Here is a 19,699-nt window from a genome sequence, read left to right as displayed (position 1 = left end):
CCTAAAACCGCTGGTCAGCGGTCATTCGGAGCCTTATCGAGCTGCTCGGAAGACCGCTGCCGCCAACAGTTGTCGGCCTTTGTGAACCGCAGTGCAGACTACCAAAGACTCCCGGCACAATTCGCATGCGAGGTCTTCGCCTATCCGGCGACCGTTTCGCGTGCGGCGCGTAGGCGCTGCAAGCTGCGGTCACGGCCGAGCAGCTCCAGCGATTCGAACAACGGCGGGCTCACCGTCGTTCCCGTGGCGGCCACCCTGATCGGGCCGAACGCCTTGCGCGGTTTGAGGCCCAGGCTTTCGATGAGCGCGCCCTTGAGGGCGGCCTCGATCTGCGCCGTGGTCCAGTCCGTCATGCCGTCCAGCGCCGCCAGTGCGGCGTCCAGCACCGCGGCCGCGTCCGGACCGAGCTCCTTGGCGGCGGCCTTCGGGTCGATGGCGTATTCGTCGTCGTTGAGGAACTTCAACAGCTCCCACGCGTCGGCGAGCACGACGATGCGTGTCTGCACCAGGTCGGCGGCGGTGGCGAACGCCTCGTCGTCCAATCCGATGCGATGTCCGTGGACGTCGAAGTAGTCGCGCAGCCGGCCCGCGAAATCCGCTGGCTTGAGCATGCGGATGTGCTCGCCGTTGAGCGCGTCGGCCTTCTTCTGATCGAAACGGGCCGGGTTGGAATTGACGTCGACGACGTCGAACGCGGCGACCATTTCGTCGAGACTGAACAGGTCATGGTCGTCGGCGATCGCCCAGCCGAGCAACGCGAGATAATTCAGCAGCCCCTCGGGGATGAAACCCCGGTCGCGGTGGGCGAACAGATTCGACTGCGGGTCGCGCTTGGAGAGTTTCTTGGTCCCCTCCCCCAATACCGTTGGCAGGTGCGCGAACTCCGGGATGCGCTCGGCGACGCCGACTCGGATGAGCGACTGGTACAGCGCGAGCTGCCGCGGCGTCGAGGGCAGCAGGTCCTCGCCCCGCAGCACGTGGGTGATTTTCATCAGCGCGTCGTCGCACGGGTTGACCAAGGTGTACAACGGATCTCCGTTGGCGCGGGTCAACGCGAAGTCCGGCACGCTGCCCGCGGCGAAATTGGTGGGTCCGCGCACGAGATCGTGCCAGCCGAGGTCCTCATCGGGCATCCGCAGCCGCACCACGGGCTTGCGGCCCTCCGCCAGGAACGCGGCGCGCTGGGCATCGGTGAGCTGCCGGTCGAAATTGTCGTATCCCAATTTGGGGTTGCGGCCCGCCGCGATGTGGCGCGCCTCGACTTCTTCCGGTGTCGAGAAGGCGTAGTAGGCCTCGCCCGCCTCCAGCAGCTTGGCCACCACGTCGCGGTAGATCTCTTTGCGCTGCGACTGCCGGTATGGACCGTAGGGCCCGCCGACCTCGGGCCCCTCGTCCCAGTCGAGGCCCAGCCAGCGCAGCGCGTCGAGCAGCGCCAGATAGCTTTCCTCGCTGTCGCGTTCGGCGTCGGTGTCCTCGATGCGGAAGACGAAGGTGCCGCCCGTGTGCCGCGCGTAGGCCCAGTTGAACAGCGCGGTGCGGACCATTCCGACGTGCGGGGTGCCGGTGGGCGACGGACAGAACCTGACGCGGACTTTCGTTTCGGGGGTCACGACTTTCCCTTACGGACCACGGGATTGGTGAGGGTACCGATGCCCTCGATGGTGATGGAGACGGTGTCGCCGTCCTCGATCGGACCGACCCCGGCCGGCGTTCCGGTGAGAATGAGGTCGCCGGGCAGCAGGGTCATCACGGCCGAGATCCATTCGATGATGGCGCCGACGTCGTGGATCATCAGCGAGGTACGGCTGTGTTGCTTCACCTCGCCGTTGACCTCGGTTCGGATTTCGAGATCAGCCGGATCGGCATCGGTGACGATCCACGGACCCACCGGGCAGAAGGTGTCGTGCCCCTTGGCCCGGGTCCATTGGCCGTCGGCTTTCTGTTGGTCGCGGGCCGACACATCGTTTCCGATGGTGTAGCCCAGGATGCTGTCGGCGGCCTCGGCGGCGGAGACGTCCTTGCAGGGCCGGCCGATGACCGCGGCCAGCTCGCCCTCGAAGTGCACGGGTGATGCGTTGGCGGGCAACCGGATCGGCACGTTCGGGCCGACGATGGCCGTATTGGGCTTGAGGAAGATGATGGGATCCGGTGCCGCGGGGCCGGTGAGCTCGGTCATCTCGGCGATGTGATCGGCGTAGTTCTTGCCGATGCAGACCACCTTGCTGGCCAATATCGGAGCCAGCAGTCGCACATCGGCCAGCGGCCATGATCGGCCGGTGAAGTTCGGCGTGCCAAAGGGATGCTCGGCGATTTCGCGGGCGATCATGGCGGCGGGATCGGCGAGTTCGCCCTCGATGCTGACGAAGGCGACACCGTCCGGGCTGGCGATTCGACCAAGGCGCATTTCGTTGAGCCTAGTGACGGTCGCGAGCGAGCTGTTGGGGGCACCTCCCGCACCAGTATTACCAGCGGTTTTCGGTGCATGTGCAAGCATTAAGGATGCAAACGGGGACGGCCACGACGCGGGAGCTGGGCGCGCGCGGGCGCTGGTCCATCATGGTCGTATCGCTGGTGGCCACGGCGAGTTCCTTCCTCTTCATCAACGGCGTCGCGTTTTTGATTCCCTCGCTCCAGACGGCGCGCGGAATCCCGCTCGATGAAGCCGGTCTGCTGTCCTCCATGCCGAGCTGGGGCATGGTGGTGACACTGGTGCTGTGGGGCTACGTGCTCGACCGCGTGGGCGAGCGGCTAGTGATGGCCGCGGGTTCGGCGCTCACCGCGGTGGCCGCCTACGCCGCGGCGTCGGCGCATTCGATGGTGTTGATCGCCGTCTATCTGTTCCTCGGGGGCATGGCGGCGGCCAGTTGCAATACCGCCGGCGGGCGGCTGGTGTCGGCGTGGTTCCCGCCGCACCAACGCGGCCTGGCCATGGGCTTTCGCCAAACCGCGCAGCCCCTCGGAATCGCCTTGGGAGCGCTGGTGATTCCCGAGCTGGCCGAACACGGGCCGGCCGCGGGGCTCAGATTCACGGCCTTGGCGTGCGCGTTCGGGGCGGCAGCGAGTGCGGTCGGCATCATCGACCCGCCGCGCAAGCCCCGGGAGAAGGCCACCGATTCCGAACTCGCCAGCCCGTACCGAGGGTCCTTGGTGCTGTGGCGAATTCACACGGTGGCGGGCCTGATGATGGTCCCGCAGACGGTGACCGTCACGTTCATGCTGGTATGGCTGATCAAGAATCTGCACTGGTCGGTCGCGGCCGCCGGCAGTCTGGTGACCCTTTCGCAGCTGCTGGGTGCGATCGGCCGCGTCATGGTGGGCCGCTGGTCCGACCGCATCGGCTCGCGCATGCGACCGGTCCGCATCATCGCGGGCGCCGCCGCCGTCATCCTCTTCCTTCTGGCCTGGGCCGACTTCCTGAATTCGAGTTGGCAGGCGCCCTTGATGGTCGCCATTTCGGTGATTGCCGTGCTGGACAACGGTTTGGAGGCCACGGCCATCACCGAATTCGCCGGGCCGTTCTGGAGCGGACGCGCCCTCGGCATTCAGAACACCACCCAGCGGGTGTTGGCGGCGGCCGCGCCGCCGCTGTTCGGTGCGTTGATCACCGCTGCGAAATACCCGAACGCGTGGATATTGTGCGGACTGTTTCCGGTGGCCGCCGTGCCGTTGGTGCCGACGCGGTTGCTCCCGCCCGGGTTGGAAACTACAGCCCGGCGGCAATCCGTTCGCCGACTTCGGTGGTGGCGAGCCGTTCGCTCCCACGCGTCGACAGGTAGGCCTCGACGGCCCGATCCACCCGCCTAGCCGCATCGTCCTCGCCGAGATGGGCGAGCAGCAACGCCACCGACATGATCGCCGCGGTCGGGTCGGCGATGCCCTTACCGGCGATGTCCGGCGCGCTGCCGTGTACCGGCTCGAACATCGACGGGTTGGTCCGGGTGGCGTCGATATTTCCGCTGGCGGCCAAGCCAATTCCGCCGCACACCGCCGCCGCCAAGTCGGTGATGATGTCACCGAACAGGTTGTCGGTGACGATCACGTCGAAGCGACCGGGGTCGGTGACCATGAAGATGGTGGCGGCGTCGACGTGTTGGTAAGCGACCTCGACGTCGGGGTAGCCCTCCCCGACCTCGGCCACGATCCGCGACCACAGCTTCCCCGCGAAGGTCAGCACATTGGTCTTGTGCACCAGCGTCAGGTGCTTGCGGCGGCGCTGGGCCCGTTCGAAGGCGTCGGCCACCACACGGCGCACGCCGAAGGCGGTGTTCAGGCTCACCTCGGTGGCCACCTCATGCGGCGTTCCGGTGCGGATCGCGCCGCCGGTGCCGGTGTAGGGACCCTCGGTTCCCTCGCGCACCACCACGAAATCGATGTGCGGATTTCCGGCGAGCGGGCTGCTCACACCGGGATACAGCCGTCCCGGCCGCAGGTTGACGTGATGGTCCAGCTCAAAACGCAGGCGCAGCAACAGACCCCGCTCCAGCACACCGCTCGGCACAGACGGATCGCCGATCGCCCCGAGCAGGATGGCGTCGTGCTGGCGCAGCTCGGCGAGCACCGATTCCGGCAGCAACTCACCGCTGGCGTGAAAACGCCGGGCGCCCAGGTTGTAATCGGTCTTCTCGACACCGGGCAACACCGCGTCAAGGACTTTGAGCGCCTCGCCTGTCACTTCCGGCCCGATACCGTCGCCGCCGATAACCGCGAGTTTCACGACAGATCAACCACCTCAAGCTTGTTGGCGCCCACCGCCGCGCCGATTGCCGACCGCACCTCGCTCGGCACGTCGCGGTCCAGCCGCAGCAGGATCGTCGCACCCGGGCCCTCGGCATCCTCGGAGAGTTGCGCGGCTTGGATGTTCACGCCCGCCGAGCCGAGCAGGGTGCCGATCTTGCCCAGCGCCCCGGGCTGGTCGACGTAGTTGATCACCAGGTTGGTGCCCCGGGCCCGCAGGTCGAAGTTGCGGCCGTTGATCTGCACGATCTTCTCCACCAGCTGCGGCCCGGACAAGGTTCCGGCGACGTTGACGGCGGTGCCGTCGTGGGCTACTGCGCGCACGTCGACGACGCTGCGGTGGTTCGGGCTCTCCGAGGCCTTGGCGAGTTCGGCGGTGACGCCGCGCTCTTCGGCCAGCGCCGGTGCGTTGACGAACGTGACTGGCCCCTCGACCACCGCCGAGAACAGACCGCGCAGAGCCGAAAGCTTCAGCACCTCAACGTCTTCGGAGGCCAGCTCGCCGCGTACCTGGACCGAAACCGAAACCGGCGGCCCGTCGGACAGCGATGCGGCCAGCACCCCGAGCTTGCGCACCAGGTCCAGCCAGGGCGCCACCTCTTCGTTGACCGCGCCGCCGCCGACGTTGACGGCGTCGGGGACGAATTCACCGGCCAGCGCGAGCTTCACGCTTGCGGCGACGTCGGTGCCCGCCCGGTCCTGGGCCTCGGAGGTGGACGCGCCCAGGTGCGGCGTGACCACCACCTGCGGCAGCTCGAACAGCGGGCTATCGGTGCACGGCTCCTTCGCGAAGACGTCGATACCGGCCGCGCGGACGTGTCCGCTGCTCACCGCTTCGGCCAGCGCGGCCTCGTCCACCAGGCCGCCGCGGGCGGCGTTGACGATGATGACGCCCGGCTTGGTCTTCGCCAGCGCCTCCTTACCGATCAGCCCCGCCGTCTCGGGCGTCTTCGGCAGGTGCACCGAGATGAAGTCGGCGCGGCCGAGGAGGTCGTCGAGGGGCAGCAGTTCGATGCCCAGCTGAGCGGCCCGGGCCGGCGAGACGTACGGATCGTAGGCGACGAGGTGGGTGCCGAAGGCCGTCAACCGTTGAGCGACCAACTGCCCGATCCGGCCCAGCCCCACCACCCCGACCGTCTTGCCGAAAATCTCGGTGCCGTTGAACGATGACCGCTTCCAGGCGTGCTCGCGCAGCGAGGCGTCGGCCGCCGGGATCTGCCGGGCAGCGGCCAAGAGCAGCGCCAACGCGTGCTCGGCGGCGCTGTGGATGTTGGAGGTGGGGGCGTTGACCACCAGCACGCCGCGCTCAGTCGCGGCGGGCACGTCGACGTTGTCCAGCCCGACCCCGGCGCGGGCGACGATCTTCAGCTTGGGCGCGGCGGCCAGCACCTCGGCGTCGACGGTGGTGGCCGAGCGCACCAGCAGCGCGTCGGCCTCGCCCACCGCGGCCAGCAGCTTTTCCCGGTCCGGCCCGTCTACCCAGCGCACCTCGACCTGGTCTCCCAGGGCGGCGACAGTCGATTGGGCGAGTTTGTCGGCGATCAATACAACAGGCAGATTCACCCGGCCAGCCTAACGGCTGCCTTCGACGGCCATCGACGGGCTCACCACTGCCGTCACCTGCGCCGACACGCGCTTGGGGAGCGCGTCATCGCGGTCCTAGGATGCGCTCGTGACCAAGCTCGCGATCATCTACTACTCGGCCACCGGTCATGGCACCGCGATGGCGCAACGCGTGGCCACGGCGGCGGAGTCCGCGGGCGCCGAAGTCCGCGTGCGGCACGTCGCCGAAACCCGTGACCCGGGATCGTTTGCCCAGAACCCGGCCTGGACCGCGAATTACGAAGCGACCAAGGACCTTCCGGCGGCGACGGGTGCCGACATCGTCTGGGCCGACGCGGTGATCTTCGGTTCGCCGACCCGCTTCGGCTCTCCCGCTGCGCAATTGCAATTTCCTGGACTCGCTGGGCGGGCTGTGGGCCGAGGGCAAACTCGCGGACAAGGTGTACGCGGCTTTCACGTCTTCCAACACCGTGCACGGCGGTCAGGAGACCACGCTGCTGTCGCTCTACATCACGCTGATGCATTTCGGCGGCATCATCGTCCCGCCTGGATACACGGACCCGCTGAAGTTCGTCGACGGCAATCCGTATGGGGTGAGCCTGGTCTCCACCCACGACAACATCAACGAGTTCGATGAGGCCACGGAGAAGGCCCTGGATCACCTGGCCCGGCGCGTGGTCGAGGTGGCTGATCGCCTGAGTTCTTGAGCCGCGACACTGAAACTACGCACGCGACACGCCGGAGCACGTGTGCCTAGTTTCAGGCTCGGGGATCGGGCGTTTGCGCTAAATACGTTCCGTGGCCTTCGATTACGAAGTCGCCGCTGAATCGAAGGACTTCGCTCACGCGGCCACCGTCCTGGTTGCGATAGGCGATGACGATGGTGTCGACACCCTGATAGACCGCCTCAACGCTGAACCGCAGGTGAGGAATACGCTGCAACGCCAGGTTCCAGTAGCGTCGCAATTCCGATTTCCCGCGAACGACTCCGGCGCTCTCCGGCACAATCGTGGCGGCCACCGGCGACGTGAACACCACGTCGTCGTGAAAGTGATCGAGGACCGCCTCGACGTCGTGGGCGTTCCACGCATCGACCCACTGCTGGCCGAAGGCGACCGCATCGACGTTCATCCGGGCACTCCGTGCCTGACCGCCGAACGTGCACTGACGGCGAGAAATCCGCCGAAAACTCGCCCTGAGTGCACGTTCGGCGCCAAAGGCTACGCCGTCTCGGTGATGGGCCGGTCGACCCAGCTCATCAGGTCGCGCAGCTTCTTGCCGGTCACCTCGATGGGGTGCTCGGCGTTCTCCTTGCGCAGCTGCTCGAGTTGCTTGTTGCCGCCCTCGACGTTGGCGACCAGCTTCTTGGTGAAGGTGCCGTCCTGGATGTCGCGCAAGATCTCTCGCATCCGCTCCTTGGTGCCGGCGTCGATGACCCGTGGGCCCGACAGATACCCGCCGAACTCGGCGGTGTCGGACACCGAATAGTTCATCCGGGCGATGCCGCCCTCATACATCAGGTCGACGATCAGCTTGAGCTCGTGCAGCACCTCGAAGTACGCCATCTCCGGCGGGTAGCCGGCCTCCACCATGACGTCGAAACCGGTCTTCACCAATTCCTCTGTGCCGCCGCACAACACGGCCTGCTCACCGAACAGGTCGGTTTCGGTCTCGTCCTTGAAGGTGGTCTTGATGACGCCGGCCCGCGTGCCGCCGATGGCCTTGGCGTAGGACAGCGCCAGCGCCTCGCCGTTGCCGGTCGGGTCCTGGTCGACCGCGATCAGGCAGGGGACGCCCTTGCCGTCGACGAACTGGCGGCGCACCAGGTGACCGGGCCCCTTCGGGGCCACCATCGCGACGGTGACGTCGGCGGGCGGCTTGATCAGACCGAAGTGGATGTTGAGGCCGTGCCCGAAGAACAGCGCGTCACCGGGCTTGAGGTTGGGCTCGATGTCGTTCTTGAAGATGTCCGCCTGCGCCGTGTCAGGCGCCAACAGCATGATGACGTCGGCCCACTTGGCCACCTCGGCGGGCGTGTCGACGTCCAGGCCCTGCTCCTCGACCTTGGCCCGCGATTTCGAACCCTCCTTGAGCCCGACGCGCACCTGCACACCGGAGTCGCGCAGGCTCAGCGAGTGCGCGTGCCCCTGGCTGCCGTAACCGATCACACCGACCTTGCGGCCCTGGATGATCGACAGGTCTGCGTCGTCGTCGTAGAACATTTCTAGTGCCACTGTTGAATATCTCCTTGTGTGTTACTTGGCCGTGGCGATGCCGCGCGGACCGCGGGACAACGACACCACTCCCGATTGGACTATCTCGCGGATGCCGAACGGTTCCAGCACCCGCAGCAGCGCCTCGATCTTGCCGCGATCACCGGTCGCCTCGATGGTCAGCGCCTCCGGCGATACGTCAATCACCTTGGCGCGGAACAGGTTCACCGCTTCGATCACCTGACTGCGGCTGCCCGCGTCGGCGCGGACCTTGATCAACGCCAATTCCCGTGACACCGCGGCCCCGTCGTCCAGCTCGACGATCTTGATGACGTTGATCAGCTTGTTCAGCTGCTTGGTGATCTGCTCGAGCGGGGTCTCCTCCGCGCTGACCACAATGGTCATGCGCGACATGTCCTTCTGCTCGGTGGCGCCGACGGCCAGCGACTCGATGTTGAAACCGCGCCGGGAGAACAGCGCCGCCACGCGGGCGAGCACACCGGGTTTGTCCTCCACCAACACCGACAGCGTGTGCGTGTGCATCAGGCGTGCCCTTCGCTCTCGTCGTCGAACAGCGGGCGAATGCCGCGGGCGGCCTGGATCTCGTCGTTGCTGGTGCCGGCGGCCACCATCGGCCACACCTGCGCGTCCGCGCCGACGATGAAGTCGATCACCACGGGACGGTCGGTGATCGCCCGAGCCGCATTGATCACGTCTTCGACGTCTTCCTCACGCTCGCAACGCAATCCGACACATCCCAACGCCTCCGCCAGCTTGACGAAGTCCGGGATGCGATGCGAATGCGTGGCCAGGTCCGTCTGCGAATACCGCTCCTCGTAGAACAGCGTCTGCCACTGGCGCACCATGCCCAGGTTGCCGTTGTTGATCAGCGCCACCTTGATCGGCACGCCCTCGATGGCGCAGGTCGCCAACTCCTGGTTGGTCATCTGGAAGCAGCCGTCGCCGTCGATGGCCCACACCTCGGCCTCCGGGCGAGCCATCTTGGCCCCCATGGCCGCCGGAATGGCGAACCCCATGGTGCCCAGCCCACCGGAGTTGATCCAGGTGCGCGGGTTCTCGTACGTGATGAACTGCGCCGCCCACATCTGGTGCTGGCCCACCCCGGCGACATACACCGCGTCCGGGCCGGCGATCTGACCCAGCTTCTCGATGACGTATTCCGGGCCCAGGCTGCCGTCGCTCTGCGGGTCGTAGCTCAGCGGGTAGGTGGACTGAACGCTGTCCAGATAGGCCCACCATTCCGTCATGTCGACGTTGCCGGGGATGTCGTAGTGCCGCAGCATCGCGATCAGGTCGGTGATGACCGCTTTGACGTCGCCGACGATCGGCACGTCGGCATGGCGGTTCTTGCCGATCTCGGCCGGGTCGATGTCGGCGTGGATGACCTTGGCCTCCGGCGCGAAGGTGTCGAGCTTGCCGGTCACCCGGTCGTCGAAGCGGGTGCCCAGGGCGATCAGCAGGTCGCTGCGCTGCAGCGCCGCCACCGCGGCGACCGTGCCGTGCATGCCGGGCATGCCCATGTGCTGTCGGTGGCTGTCGGGGAACGCCCCGCGCGCCATCAGGGTGGTGACCACCGGGATGCCGGTCAGCTCGGCCAGCTCGCGCAGCTGCTCGGTCGCCTCGCCGCGGATGACGCCACCGCCGACGTACAGCACGGGCTTGCGGGCGTCCGCGATCAGCTTGGCGGCCTCGCGGATCTGCCGGTTGTGTGGCTTGGTGTTCGGCTTGTAGCCGGGCAGGTCCATGCGCGGCGGCCAGCTGAACGTGCACTGCCCCTGCAGCACGTCTTTGGGGATGTCGACGAGCACCGCGCCAGGACGGCCCGAGGCGGCGATGTGGAAGGCCTCGGCCATCACCTGGGGGATCTCATCGCCCGAGCGGACCAGGAAGTTGTGCTTGGTGATCGGCATCGTGATGCCCGAGATGTCGGCTTCCTGGAAGGCATCGGTGCCGATCAGGGTGCGACCGACCTGGCCGGTAATCGCGACCACGGGCACCGAGTCCATTTGGGCGTCGGCCAGCGGCGTGACGAGATTGGTGGCGCCGGGGCCCGACGTGGCCATCATGACGCCGACCTTGCCGGTGGCGTGCGCGTAGCCGCTGGCGGCGTGGCCGGCGCCCTGCTCGTGGCGAACCAGCACGTGGCGCAGCTTTTTCGAGTCGAACAGCGGGTCGTAAACCGGCAATACGGCACCACCGGGAATCCCGAAGATGACCTCGACGCCGAGCTCCTCCAGCGACCGGATCACCGACTGGGCACCGGTAAGTTTCTCGGGCCCAACACGTTTCGGCTTTTTGGTGGGGGCGGCGGCAGGGGTTTCCGCCGCGTCGGAGGCGACGTCGGCGGCACGCTGTGGCTGTGTGGCGTGCTGCCTGGTGGGTGCGCTCACTGTCTTTGTTCCTTATTCACTCTGGGAGTTTCGCTGGGGGCAACAAAAAACCCCCGACAGCTCATCTGCTGCACGAGGGTTGCGCGTTGGTCTGGATAGCTTCAAATGCCGAAGAGGCTAGTCAGGCACCAACGCGCCGACTAATTACTACGAGCATCCCGGGCTGTCCGGCGGTATCCATAACGTCCGACGGTAGCCTTCGCACAGCTCAGCCGTCAAATCCGCTACGGTCCGCTCGCGCGGCGATCCGGTGTCCCGTGCCGGGTGAAATGATGGTCGGGTGGCTACCGGTTCGTCTTCCCACACGCCCGTGGTGATCAAGCTCTCCCCCATCGCGCACCTGGCCGTCGGGTTCTTGACCCTGGGGTTGCTGATACCGGTGATGCTGTGGCCGCTGTCCGTGCCGCTGCTGGTGATCCCCGTGCTGCTGTCGGCACTGATCGTCCGGCTACGCACCGTCGCCGACGACCGGGGCGTGACGGTCCGCACGCTGCTGGGCAGCCAGACGGTGCAGTGGGATGACATCGACGGGCTGCGCTTCCATCGGGGCTCCTGGGCACGCGCGCACCTCAAGAGCGGCGCGGATTTGCGGTTGCCCGCCGTGACGTTCGCGACCCTGCCCCAGCTGACCGAGGCCAGCTCCGGGCGCGTGCCCAACCCCTATCAGTGAGGGGTCAGGCGATCGGGTTGACCCCGTTGAGCAGTACCCACACCGCGATGCCGGCGGCGATGCCCACCAGCAGCGCGACGAACGACCCGATGAACGGGCGATGGGCCCAGCCCCGCCGCGCGTCGAGGCCGTAACGTCCGGGCCCGCACAGGATGACCGCGACGGCCAAGACGATCAGGGTGATCTGGTATTCGTGCCCGTCCGGCAGGAAGTACGTGAAGGTGTGCGGATGCGGGCGCGCCGTGATGGTGGCCAGCATGCCGTTGATCAGAAAGGCCAGCGCACCGGCCGCGGCCAGCGGGGTGAAGAGCCCCAGCACCAGCAGCACACCGGCGACGAGCTCGCCGCCCGCGCTGACGTAGGCGAGGATGTCGGCGTGCTGGTAGCCGACGTCGGACAGTGAGTTCTTGAACCCGCCGACTCCGGAGCCGCCCCACCAGCCGAACAGCTTCTGCAGACCGTGGGCGGCCAACACGACTCCGAGGCCGACCCTCAGTATCAGCAAACCCAGATGCTGGGTGCCGCGCCGACCGACGTCGTGCAGCCGGTCGTGGTGTTCGTCCGCGTCGATCTCGGTCGGTTCGGCGGCCGCGTGCCGGGCGGATTGCCCCTGGACGTAGGGCAGGGGTTCCTGCTGTTCGAGCAAGTTGTAACTCGTCGCCCTGGGGCCCACGCCGGCGTGGTCGCCCATGTAGGGGATGACGGTGGTGGTTCCAGTGGAGGGGTTGAAGTCGCCGGGGTAACCGACGGGCGTCAGATCATCTTCGGGGTCAACCACACGCGCCGTCGCGGGGCGTCCCGGGGTTGGCTCCGGGGATTCGCCGGGCCGCTGCCAATGTCCGTCATTCGGTTGACTGGTCACGCGTGACAGGGTAAGGGCATTTGGCGCTGAATTGGGGATTTGAGCGGCGCTTTCGCCAGGCAATCGATGGTTTGCCCGCCAAAGTGGCGCGGATTGGGCCGAAATTAGCCCGCTCGCGGCTCCAGCGGGCACCAAACCCCACATTTCGGCCCCCTGGGGCGGCCGTTGGCCGGCGCCAAAAGTGGTCGGATCGTGTGGCGCCGGGCGGGCAGCCCCAGGCATGTGGCGGCGGCGGGCGCACTATCCGTAGCCTGTCGGTCATGCGACTACGGCACTCGGTTCGGTGCGGGTTTGCCGCGCTTTGCGCGGTGGTGCTGGTCGCGAGCGGCTGCGCGCGGTTCAACGACGCCCAGTCGCAGCCTTTCACCACCAACCCGGAACTCAAGCCGCAACCCAGCTCGACGCCTCCCCCACCGCCGCCGCTGCCGCCGACGCCGTTCCCCAAGGCTTGCCCGGCTCCCGGCGTGATGCAGGGCTGCCTGGAGAGCACCAGCGGACTGATCATGGGGCCCGACAGCAAAACCGCGCTGGTCGCCGAGCGCACCACCGGCGCCGTCAAGGAGATCTCGGTCAGCGCCGAGCCGAAGGTGAAGATGGTCATCCCGGTCGACCCGTCCGGCGACGGCGGCTTGATGGACATCGTGCTGTCCCCGACCTATGCGCAAGACCGGCTGATGTACGCCTACATCAGCACGCCCACGGACAATCGGGTGATCCGGGTGGCCGATGGCGACATCCCCAAGGACATCCTCACCGGGATCCCCAAGGGGGCGACCGGCAATACCGGCGCGCTGATCTTTACCAGCCCCACCACGTTGGTGGTGCTGACGGGTGACGCCGGTAATCCGGCCGCCGCATCTGACCCGAAATCGCTGGCGGGCAAGGTCCTTCGCATCGAGCAGCCGACCACCATCGGTCAGGCGCCGCCCACGACGGCGCTGTCGGGCGTCGGCTCCGGTGGCGGCTTGTGCGTCGATCCGGTGGACGGCTCGTTGTACGTGGCCGACCGCACGCCGACGGCGGATCGGTTGCAGCGAATCACCAAGGCTTCCGAGGTCTCCACGGTGTGGACGTGGCCGGACAAACCCGGCGTGGCCGGCTGCGCGGCGATGGACGGGACCGTGCTGGTCAACCTGATCAACACCAAACTGACGGTGGCGGTGCGGCTGGCGCCGGCGACGGGTGCGGTCACCGGCGAACCCGACGTGGTGCGCAAGGACACCCATGCCCACGCGTGGGCGCTGCGGATGTCACCGGACGGAAACGTCTGGGGCGCAACGGTCAACAAGACCGCCGGGGATGCCGAGAAGCTCGACGACGTGGTGTTCCCGTTGTTCCCGCAGGGCGGCGGATTCCCCCGCAACAACGACGACAAGACCTAGCGGACGCTGCGAGAGCTCTCGTCAGCTCTGCCCGCAGGCGGCCAGCACCAGTTCGCGCACCCGGGCCGCGTCGGCCTGCCCCCGCGTGGCTTTCATCACCGCGCCGACGATCGCCCCCGCCGCCGCCATCTTGCCGCCGCGGATCTTTTCCGCCACATCGGGATTGGCTGCCAGCGCCTCGTCGACCGCGGCCTGGGTCACCGAATCGTCACGCACCAGCTCGAGGCCGCGGGATGTCATCACCTGCTCGGGTTCGCCCTCGCCGGCCAACACCCCCTCCACGACCTGGCGGGCCAGCTTGTTGGACAGCTTGCCCTCGTCGACGAGTGCGATCACCGCGGCGACCTGGGCTGGGGTGATCGCCAGTTCGTCGAGGCCGATGTTCGCTTCGTTGGCCTTCTGCACCAGGAAGTTTCCCCACCAGGCGCGCGCCTGCTCGCTGGCCGCGCCGTGCTTGACGGTCTCGATGACCAGTTCCACGGCGCCGGCGTTGACCAGATCGCGCATCACCTCGTCGGAAACGCCCCACTCCTGCTGAATCCTCTTGCGGCTCAGCCACGGGAGCTCCGGGATCGTCTGGCGTAGCCGCTCGACCAACTCGCGGCTGGGCGCGACCGGTTCCAGGTCGGGCTCGGGGAAGTAGCGGTAGTCCTGGGCCGTCTCCTTGGCGCGGCCCGGGCTGGTGTACCCCGCCTCGTGAAAGTGCCTCGTCTCCTGGATGATCCGGCCGCCGGATGCGAGGACGGCGGCCTGCCGTTGCATCTCGTAACGCACCGCCACCTCAACGCTTTTCAGCGAGTTGACGTTCTTGGTCTCGGTGCGCGTCCCGAACTCGGTCGTTCCGGTCGGCATCAGCGACACGTTGGAATCGCAACGCATCGAACCCTGGTCCATCCGAACATCGGATACGCCCAAGGCCCGCAACAGGTCTCGCAACGCCGTGACATAGGCACGGGCGATCTGCGGCGCCCGGGCACCGGTACCGACGATGGGCTTGGTCACGATCTCGATCAGCGGCACCCCGGCACGGTTGTAGTCGAGCAGCGACGTGGTGGCGCCGTGGATCCGGCCGGTCTCACTGCCCAGGTGGGTCAGCTTGCCGGTGTCTTCCTCCATGTGCGCGCGCTCGATCTCGACCCGCCAGGTGGTGCCGTCGTCCAACGGCGCTTCGAGGTAGCCGTTGATGGCGATCGGCTCGTCGTACTGGGAGATCTGGTAGTTCTTCGGCATGTCCGGGTAGAAGTAGTTCTTCCGCGCGAAGCGGCACCAGGGCACGATCTCGCAGTTCAGCGCCAGCCCGATCCGGATGGCCGATTCCACCGCCGTGCGGTTGAGTACCGGCAGCGATCCGGGCAGGCCGAGGCATACAGGACATACCTGGGTGTTGGGTTCGGCGCCGAAAGCGGTGGAGCAGCCGCAGAACATCTTGGTGACGGTCGACAGCTCGACGTGCACCTCGAGGCCGAGTACCGGGTCGAAGCGCGCGATGACGTCGTCGTAGTCCATGAGATCGGCGCTGGCAGCAACACTCATGCCGTCGATCGTAGTGGTGACCGCGAGCGCGGCGGAGCCGGGCGAAGCGGGTCACCACCATCAGGCGTAGTGGTGACCGCGAGCGCGGCGGAGCCGGGCGAAGACCGCGAGCGCGGCGGTGGGGGCACCTCCCGCTTGCGGGGGACCGGGCGAACTCAGGGCCAGTGCGGCGAGCGCGGCACCGGGAACCGATTGCGCTCCTCACCCCTGCCGGGGAACATGTCGGCCAGCACGGCCGCCATCTCCAGGTAACTGCGCCGGCTTTCCTTGCTCAGCCGATCCAGCTCGATCTGTTTGCCCTCGTGTATGTGGCGATCGAACGGCAGCACCACCGTCGCGGCGACGCGTGCGGACAATCGCTCGAGTTCCTTGGCGGCCAGCAGCTCTACCTTGGCCGGCTCGACGTGGTTGATCGCCAGTATCGTCGACCGCACCAGCGCTTGATATCCGTTGTTGCCCAACCAATCCAGCGTGGTCGCCGTCTTGCGTATCGCATCGATCGAAGTGCTGGTCACCACGACCAGCGCCCGCGCCTCGGGCAGGACCGCGTCCATCACACCGGAATTGAGGGCCTTGGCGCAGTCCACCAGCACCACCGAATAGTGATTTCGCAGCAGCGAAAACGCTTTCACCACATGGTGACGCTCGAGCCGCCAGTCGGTGTGCGCATAGTCGGGCAATCCGAGCACTTCCAGGCCGAAATTGTTCATGTAGGTGTGCGCCCGGACATCCGCATAATTCGTGATCGCCCCGTCGGCGAGCAGGTCGGCCATGTTCAGGGAGTTAGGACGGCCATGCCGCTCCACCAAATCCCCGGCGTCGATGTCGACGGCGATGATCCGGTCGTGGCGCACATCGGCGAACGTGGACCCCAGCGCCTCCACCACCGAGGTCTTGCCGACGCCGCCTTTGAGGTTGAGGACGGCGATGGGAAATGCGCCGCCCACGACCGCGCGAATGCGGTTCCGCAGGTCCTCTTTGTACTGCGAGTCCTTGCCGGGGCCCAGATCAACGCCGGTCAGGCGATGGACCACCTTGCGCCAGTTGAACCGCGCGGAGCCCTCGTGTCCCCGCTGGTCGAGTCCGTCCAGCGCCGTCCCGCCCGGAAGTCGCGCCGGCCGCGGCGGCGCGGGGACGCGCGCGGGCGGGGGCGCCTGGAACGGCGGACGGCGGATGGACGGATCGGAGCGATGGGCCTGCGGCACCGTGGCCGCCGCCGGATCGCCGTCGACGCGCCGAGGTGGTTGCGGCGGATTGAGCGGCGGGGCCGGGGGCCCCGCCGACGCCGCGGGATGCTGAACGACTCCGCGAACCGAACCGCGGTTGCTCACATCCCCGGTATAACCCCTGAGGACCAGTCCGGAAACCACCAATTTGCGCCGACGGGTCCTAAGCTGGTCCATCGCCGGGCAAATTCAGGCCGGCGTCAGCTCGAAGCCACCCAACGTTCGCCGAACCGGCCGGGATCACCCGAAGAAGGCGGCGGCGTCGTCGTAGCGACTTTCCGGCACCAGTTTGAGCTGGCGGACCGCGTCGGCCAGCGCCACCCGGCCGATGTCCTGCCCCCGAAGCGACACCATCTGGCCGTATTCGCCCGCGTGCGCGGCGTCGGCGGCGTTGACGCCGAACCTGGTGGCCAATACCCGGTCGTAGGCCGTGGGCGTCCCGCCGCGCTGAACATGGCCCAACACGGTCACCCGGACGTCCTTATTGATCCGCTTCTCCACTTCGGCGCCCAGCTGGGCCGCGACGCCGGTGAACTTCTCGTGGCCGAACTCGTCAATTCCGCCTTCGCGCAACGAGATCGAGCCGGGGACGGGTTTGGCACCCTCGGCGACGACGCAGATGAAGTGCGCATCCCCGCGCTGGAAGCGGCGTTTGACCAGCCGGCACACCTCCTCGACGTCGAAGGGCTGTTCGGGAATCAGCGTCATGTGCGCGCCGGAAGCCAGCCCGGCGTTCAGCGCGATCCAGCCGGCGTGCCTGCCCATCACCTCCACCAGCATCACCCGCTGGTGGGATTCGGCGGTGCTGTGCAGGCGGTCGATGGCTTCGGTGGCCACCGTCAGCGCGGTGTCGTGGCCGAAAGTGACATCGGTGCAATCGATGTCGTTGTCGATGGTCTTCGGCACCCCGACGACGGGCACGTTCTCGTCGGACAGCCAGTGGGCGGCGGTCAGGGTGCCCTCGCCGCCGATCGGGATGAGGACGTCGATGCCGTTGTCGTCCAGCGTCTGCTTGATCTGGTCGAGCCCGGCCCGCAACTTGTCGGGATGCACCCGGGCGGTCCCCAGCATCGTGCCGCCCTTGGCCAACAGCCGGTCATTGCGATCGTCGTTCTGCAGTTGAATGCGCCGGTTTTCCAGCAACCCGCGCCACCCGTCCTGGAAGCCGACCACCGACGAGCCGTACCGGGCGTCGCAGGTGCGCACCACCGCCCGAATGACGGCATTCAGCCCCGGGCAGTCACCGCCCCCGGTGAGAACTCCGATCCGCATGCCCTCATCTTGCCCTGCCCGACACTCGCACGGCGACGAAAGGTCAGATGGCGGACGGCAGCGGGCCGCGGGCGGCCTCGTAGGCGGCGCCCACCCGGTACAGGCGGTCATCGGCCAGCGCCGGCGCCATGATCTGCAGCCCGACGGGCAGGCCGTCGTCGGGCGACAACCCCGACGGCACCGACATGCCGCAGTGGCCGGCCAGATTCAGCGGCAGCGTGCACAGGTCGAACAGGTACATCGCCAGCGGATCGTCGACCTTCTCGCCGAGCGCGAAGGCGGTGGTCGGGGTCGCGGGCGACACGACCACGTCGACGGACTCGTACGCCTTGTCGAGGTCGCGGGCGATCAGCGTGCGCACCTTCTGCGCCTGGTTGTAATAGGCGTCGTAGTAACCGGCCGACAGCGCGTAGGTGCCGATCATGATGCGCCGCTTGACTTCCGGTCCGAAACCGGCGGCCCGGGTCAGCGCCATCACTTCCTCGGCGCTGTGCGTCCCGTCGTCACCGACGCGCAGGCCGTAGCGCATCGCGTCGAAGCGGGCCAGGTTGCTCGACACCTCCGACGGCAAGATCAGGTAGTAGGCGGCCAGCGCGTATTCGAAGTGCGGGCAGTCGACTTCGCTCACCTCGGCGCCCAGTTCGGTCAGCTGACCGACGGCCGCCTCGAAGGAGGCCAGCACTCCCGGCTGGTAGCCGTCGCCGCGCAGCTGCTTCACGATCCCGACGCGCACGCCCTTGAGGTCACCGGCCGCACCCGCCTTGGCGCCCCCGACGACATCGGGCACCGCGGCGTCGACGGACGTGGAATCGCGGGGGTCGTGCCCGGCGATCACCTGGTGCAGCAGTGCGGTGTCCAGCACCGTGCGCGCGCACGGGCCGCCCTGATCCAACGAGGACGCGCACGCCACCAACCCGTAGCGCGACACCGTGCCGTAGGTGGGTTTGACGCCGACCGTCGCCGTCAGCGCCGCCGGTTGCCGAATCGAGCCGCCGGTGTCGGATCCGATGGCCAGCGGCGCCTGGAATGCGGCCAACGCCGCCGCGCTGCCTCCGCCGGACCCGCCGGGCACCCGGTCGAGGTTCCACGGGTTGCGGGTGGGCCCGTAGGCGGAGTTCTCCGTCGACGAGCCCATCGCGAATTCGTCCATGTTGGTCTTGCCGAGGATCGGGATGCCGGCGGCACGCAACCGCATGGTGACGGTGGCGTCGTAGGGGGACCGCCAGCCTTCGAGGATCTTGGAGCCGCAGGTGGTGGGCATGTCGACGGTGGTGAAGACGTCCTTGAGCGCCAGCGGCACCCCGGCCAGCGGCGACGGCAGGCGCTCCCCCGCGGCCACCGCCGCGTCGACCACGGCCGCCGCGGAAAGCGCCTCGTCGGCGGCCACGTGCAGGAAGGCGCGATACCGGTCGTCGGTCGCGGCGATCTGGTCCAGGCACGCCTGGGTGACCTCGACCGACGACAGTTCCTTGGCGGCGATCCGGGCGGCCAGGGTCGCGGCGTCGGCGCGGATGACGTCGTTCACTCGCTGTCTCCCAGGATCTGCGGCACGGCGAAGCGGCCATCGGCGGCCGCGGGCGCCTCGGCCAGCGCCTCCTGCTGGGTCAGGCAGGGGGTCGGTTCGTCCGGGCGGGTGACGTTGACGTCCTTGAGCGGATTGCCGGTCGCTTCGACGCCGGTGACGTCGACCGCCTGCACCTGGCTGACATGGGTCAGGATGGCGTCGAGCTGGCCGGCGAAGCTGTCGAGCTCGCTATCGGTGAGCGCCAACCGGGACAGCCGGGCCAGGTGCGCCACCTCGTCGCGGGAGATCTGAGACACGACAGGAAAGCC

Annotated in this window: 17 protein-coding genes and 1 pseudogene; 4 read left to right on the top strand and 14 right to left on the bottom strand. The window is 67.7% G+C overall.

Annotated features, from left to right (window positions below; translation table 11 throughout):
- Positions 1-140: 140 nt before the first annotated feature.
- The gene (gene gltX, locus A5750_RS23540; protein WP_082959190.1) at positions 141-1,610 is read right to left on the bottom strand and encodes a glutamate--tRNA ligase; all 1,470 of its coding nucleotides are present in this window, start codon (positions 1,608-1,610) and stop codon (positions 141-143) included.
- Positions 1,607-2,404 (bottom strand): fumarylacetoacetate hydrolase family protein, encoded by a 798-nt coding sequence (locus tag A5750_RS23535; protein WP_067266108.1) that lies wholly within the window; start codon positions 2,402-2,404, stop codon positions 1,607-1,609. Before A5750_RS23535 ends, gltX begins: the two co-directional genes overlap by 4 nt.
- A 95-nt stretch (positions 2,405-2,499) precedes the next feature.
- On the opposite strand from A5750_RS23535, the gene A5750_RS23530 reads away from it, so the two are divergent.
- The gene (locus tag A5750_RS23530) at positions 2,500-3,804 is read left to right on the top strand and encodes an MFS transporter (RefSeq protein ID WP_067266105.1); all 1,305 of its coding nucleotides are present in this window, start codon (positions 2,500-2,502) and stop codon (positions 3,802-3,804) included.
- Here the strand turns inward: A5750_RS23530 and A5750_RS23525 are convergent.
- A complete protein-coding gene (locus A5750_RS23525; RefSeq protein WP_067266100.1) occupies positions 3,704-4,714 on the bottom strand; it encodes a 3-isopropylmalate dehydrogenase in 1,011 nt (336 codons plus the stop codon). The genes A5750_RS23530 and A5750_RS23525 overlap by 101 nt on opposite strands.
- Complete coding sequence (gene serA, locus A5750_RS23520; RefSeq protein ID WP_067266097.1) at positions 4,711-6,297, bottom strand: phosphoglycerate dehydrogenase; 1,587 nt, start codon at positions 6,295-6,297, stop codon at positions 4,711-4,713. Before serA ends, A5750_RS23525 begins: the two co-directional genes overlap by 4 nt.
- A gap of 109 nt (positions 6,298-6,406) precedes the next feature.
- Between serA and wrbA the strand changes: the two are divergent.
- Positions 6,407-7,004, top strand: a pseudogene (gene wrbA / locus A5750_RS23515) (NAD(P)H:quinone oxidoreductase).
- Between the two features lie 52 nt (positions 7,005-7,056).
- Here the strand turns inward: wrbA and A5750_RS23510 are convergent.
- The 4 genes from A5750_RS23510 to A5750_RS23495 all read right to left on the bottom strand — a co-directional run bounded on the left by A5750_RS23510 (position 7,057) and on the right by A5750_RS23495 (position 10,921).
- Complete coding sequence (locus A5750_RS23510) at positions 7,057-7,428, bottom strand: nuclear transport factor 2 family protein (RefSeq protein WP_067266096.1); 372 nt, start codon at positions 7,426-7,428, stop codon at positions 7,057-7,059.
- A gap of 89 nt (positions 7,429-7,517) precedes the next feature.
- Positions 7,518-8,519 carry a ketol-acid reductoisomerase gene (ilvC, locus tag A5750_RS23505; RefSeq protein ID WP_082939807.1) on the bottom strand — a complete coding sequence of 334 codons (1,002 nt, stop codon included), beginning with the start codon at positions 8,517-8,519 and terminating at the stop codon, positions 7,518-7,520.
- A gap of 33 nt (positions 8,520-8,552) precedes the next feature.
- Complete coding sequence (gene ilvN / locus A5750_RS23500; protein WP_066952481.1) at positions 8,553-9,053, bottom strand: acetolactate synthase small subunit; 501 nt, start codon at positions 9,051-9,053, stop codon at positions 8,553-8,555.
- Entirely contained in the window at positions 9,053-10,921 is a 1,869-nt protein-coding gene (locus A5750_RS23495) for an acetolactate synthase large subunit (RefSeq protein WP_067266095.1), read from the bottom strand. The genes ilvN and A5750_RS23495 overlap by 1 nt, the downstream gene beginning before the upstream one ends.
- Before the next feature lie 310 nt (positions 10,922-11,231).
- Between A5750_RS23495 and A5750_RS23490 the strand changes: the two genes are divergently transcribed.
- Positions 11,232-11,591: a PH domain-containing protein gene (locus tag A5750_RS23490; protein WP_197505523.1), complete on the top strand. Its 360-nt coding sequence runs from the start codon at positions 11,232-11,234 to the stop codon at positions 11,589-11,591.
- 4 nt (positions 11,592-11,595) lie between these two features.
- Here the strand turns inward: A5750_RS23490 and A5750_RS23485 are convergent, their stop codons facing one another.
- Complete coding sequence (locus tag A5750_RS23485) at positions 11,596-12,453, bottom strand: DoxX family protein (RefSeq protein ID WP_066952475.1); 858 nt, start codon at positions 12,451-12,453, stop codon at positions 11,596-11,598.
- 260 nt (positions 12,454-12,713) lie between these two features.
- Between A5750_RS23485 and A5750_RS23480 the strand changes: the two genes are divergently transcribed.
- The gene (locus A5750_RS23480) at positions 12,714-13,835 is read left to right on the top strand and encodes a sorbosone dehydrogenase family protein (protein ID WP_066952473.1); all 1,122 of its coding nucleotides are present in this window, start codon (positions 12,714-12,716) and stop codon (positions 13,833-13,835) included.
- A 21-nt stretch (positions 13,836-13,856) separates the two neighbouring features.
- Here the strand turns inward: A5750_RS23480 and gatB are convergent, their stop codons facing one another.
- The 5 genes from gatB to gatC form a co-directional block, all read right to left on the bottom strand.
- Complete coding sequence (gatB, locus tag A5750_RS23475; RefSeq protein WP_067266090.1) at positions 13,857-15,368, bottom strand: Asp-tRNA(Asn)/Glu-tRNA(Gln) amidotransferase subunit GatB; 1,512 nt, start codon at positions 15,366-15,368, stop codon at positions 13,857-13,859.
- A 155-nt stretch (positions 15,369-15,523) separates the two neighbouring features.
- Positions 15,524-16,699, bottom strand: coding sequence for a MinD/ParA family protein (locus A5750_RS23470; protein ID WP_231989289.1), 1,176 nt, complete (start codon positions 16,697-16,699; stop codon positions 15,524-15,526).
- 135 nt (positions 16,700-16,834) lie between these two features.
- Entirely contained in the window at positions 16,835-17,866 is a 1,032-nt protein-coding gene (locus A5750_RS23465; protein ID WP_066952469.1) for an ATP-dependent 6-phosphofructokinase, read from the bottom strand.
- 43 nt (positions 17,867-17,909) lie between these two features.
- Entirely contained in the window at positions 17,910-19,391 is a 1,482-nt protein-coding gene (gene gatA / locus A5750_RS23460) for an Asp-tRNA(Asn)/Glu-tRNA(Gln) amidotransferase subunit GatA (protein WP_067266087.1), read from the bottom strand.
- Complete coding sequence (gene gatC, locus A5750_RS23455; protein ID WP_067266084.1) at positions 19,388-19,687, bottom strand: Asp-tRNA(Asn)/Glu-tRNA(Gln) amidotransferase subunit GatC; 300 nt, start codon at positions 19,685-19,687, stop codon at positions 19,388-19,390. Before gatC ends, gatA begins: the two co-directional genes overlap by 4 nt.
- Between the last annotated feature and the right edge of the window lie 12 nt (positions 19,688-19,699).

The organism is Mycobacterium sp. 852002-51613_SCH5001154 (assembly GCF_001667425.1).
In the GTDB taxonomy this organism is placed as follows: Bacteria; Actinomycetota; Actinomycetes; order Mycobacteriales; family Mycobacteriaceae; genus Mycobacterium.
Note: the sequence above shows the minus strand (reverse complement) of the source record. Positions and strands in the feature narration are given on the sequence as shown.

What these genes read in the sequence shown, in the direction of transcription:
- A5750_RS23530 (WP_067266105.1), top strand. Translation starts at nt 2,500, where the DNA reads ATGCAAACGGGGACGGCCACGACGCGGGAGCTGGGCGCGCGCGGGCGC.
- ilvC (WP_082939807.1), bottom strand. Translation starts at nt 8,519, where the DNA reads ATGTTCTACGACGACGACGCAGACCTGTCGATCATCCAGGGCCGCAAG.
- A5750_RS23465 (WP_066952469.1), bottom strand. Translation starts at nt 17,866, where the DNA reads ATGCGGATCGGAGTTCTCACCGGGGGCGGTGACTGCCCGGGGCTGAAT.
- gatB (WP_067266090.1), bottom strand. Translation starts at nt 15,368, where the DNA reads ATGAGTGTTGCTGCCAGCGCCGATCTCATGGACTACGACGACGTCATC.
- A5750_RS23535 (WP_067266108.1), bottom strand. Translation starts at nt 2,404, where the DNA reads ATGCGCCTTGGTCGAATCGCCAGCCCGGACGGTGTCGCCTTCGTCAGC.
- ilvN (WP_066952481.1), bottom strand. Translation starts at nt 9,053, where the DNA reads ATGCACACGCACACGCTGTCGGTGTTGGTGGAGGACAAACCCGGTGTG.
- A5750_RS23480 (WP_066952473.1), top strand. Translation starts at nt 12,714, where the DNA reads ATGCGACTACGGCACTCGGTTCGGTGCGGGTTTGCCGCGCTTTGCGCG.
- A5750_RS23510 (WP_067266096.1), bottom strand. Translation starts at nt 7,428, where the DNA reads ATGAACGTCGATGCGGTCGCCTTCGGCCAGCAGTGGGTCGATGCGTGG.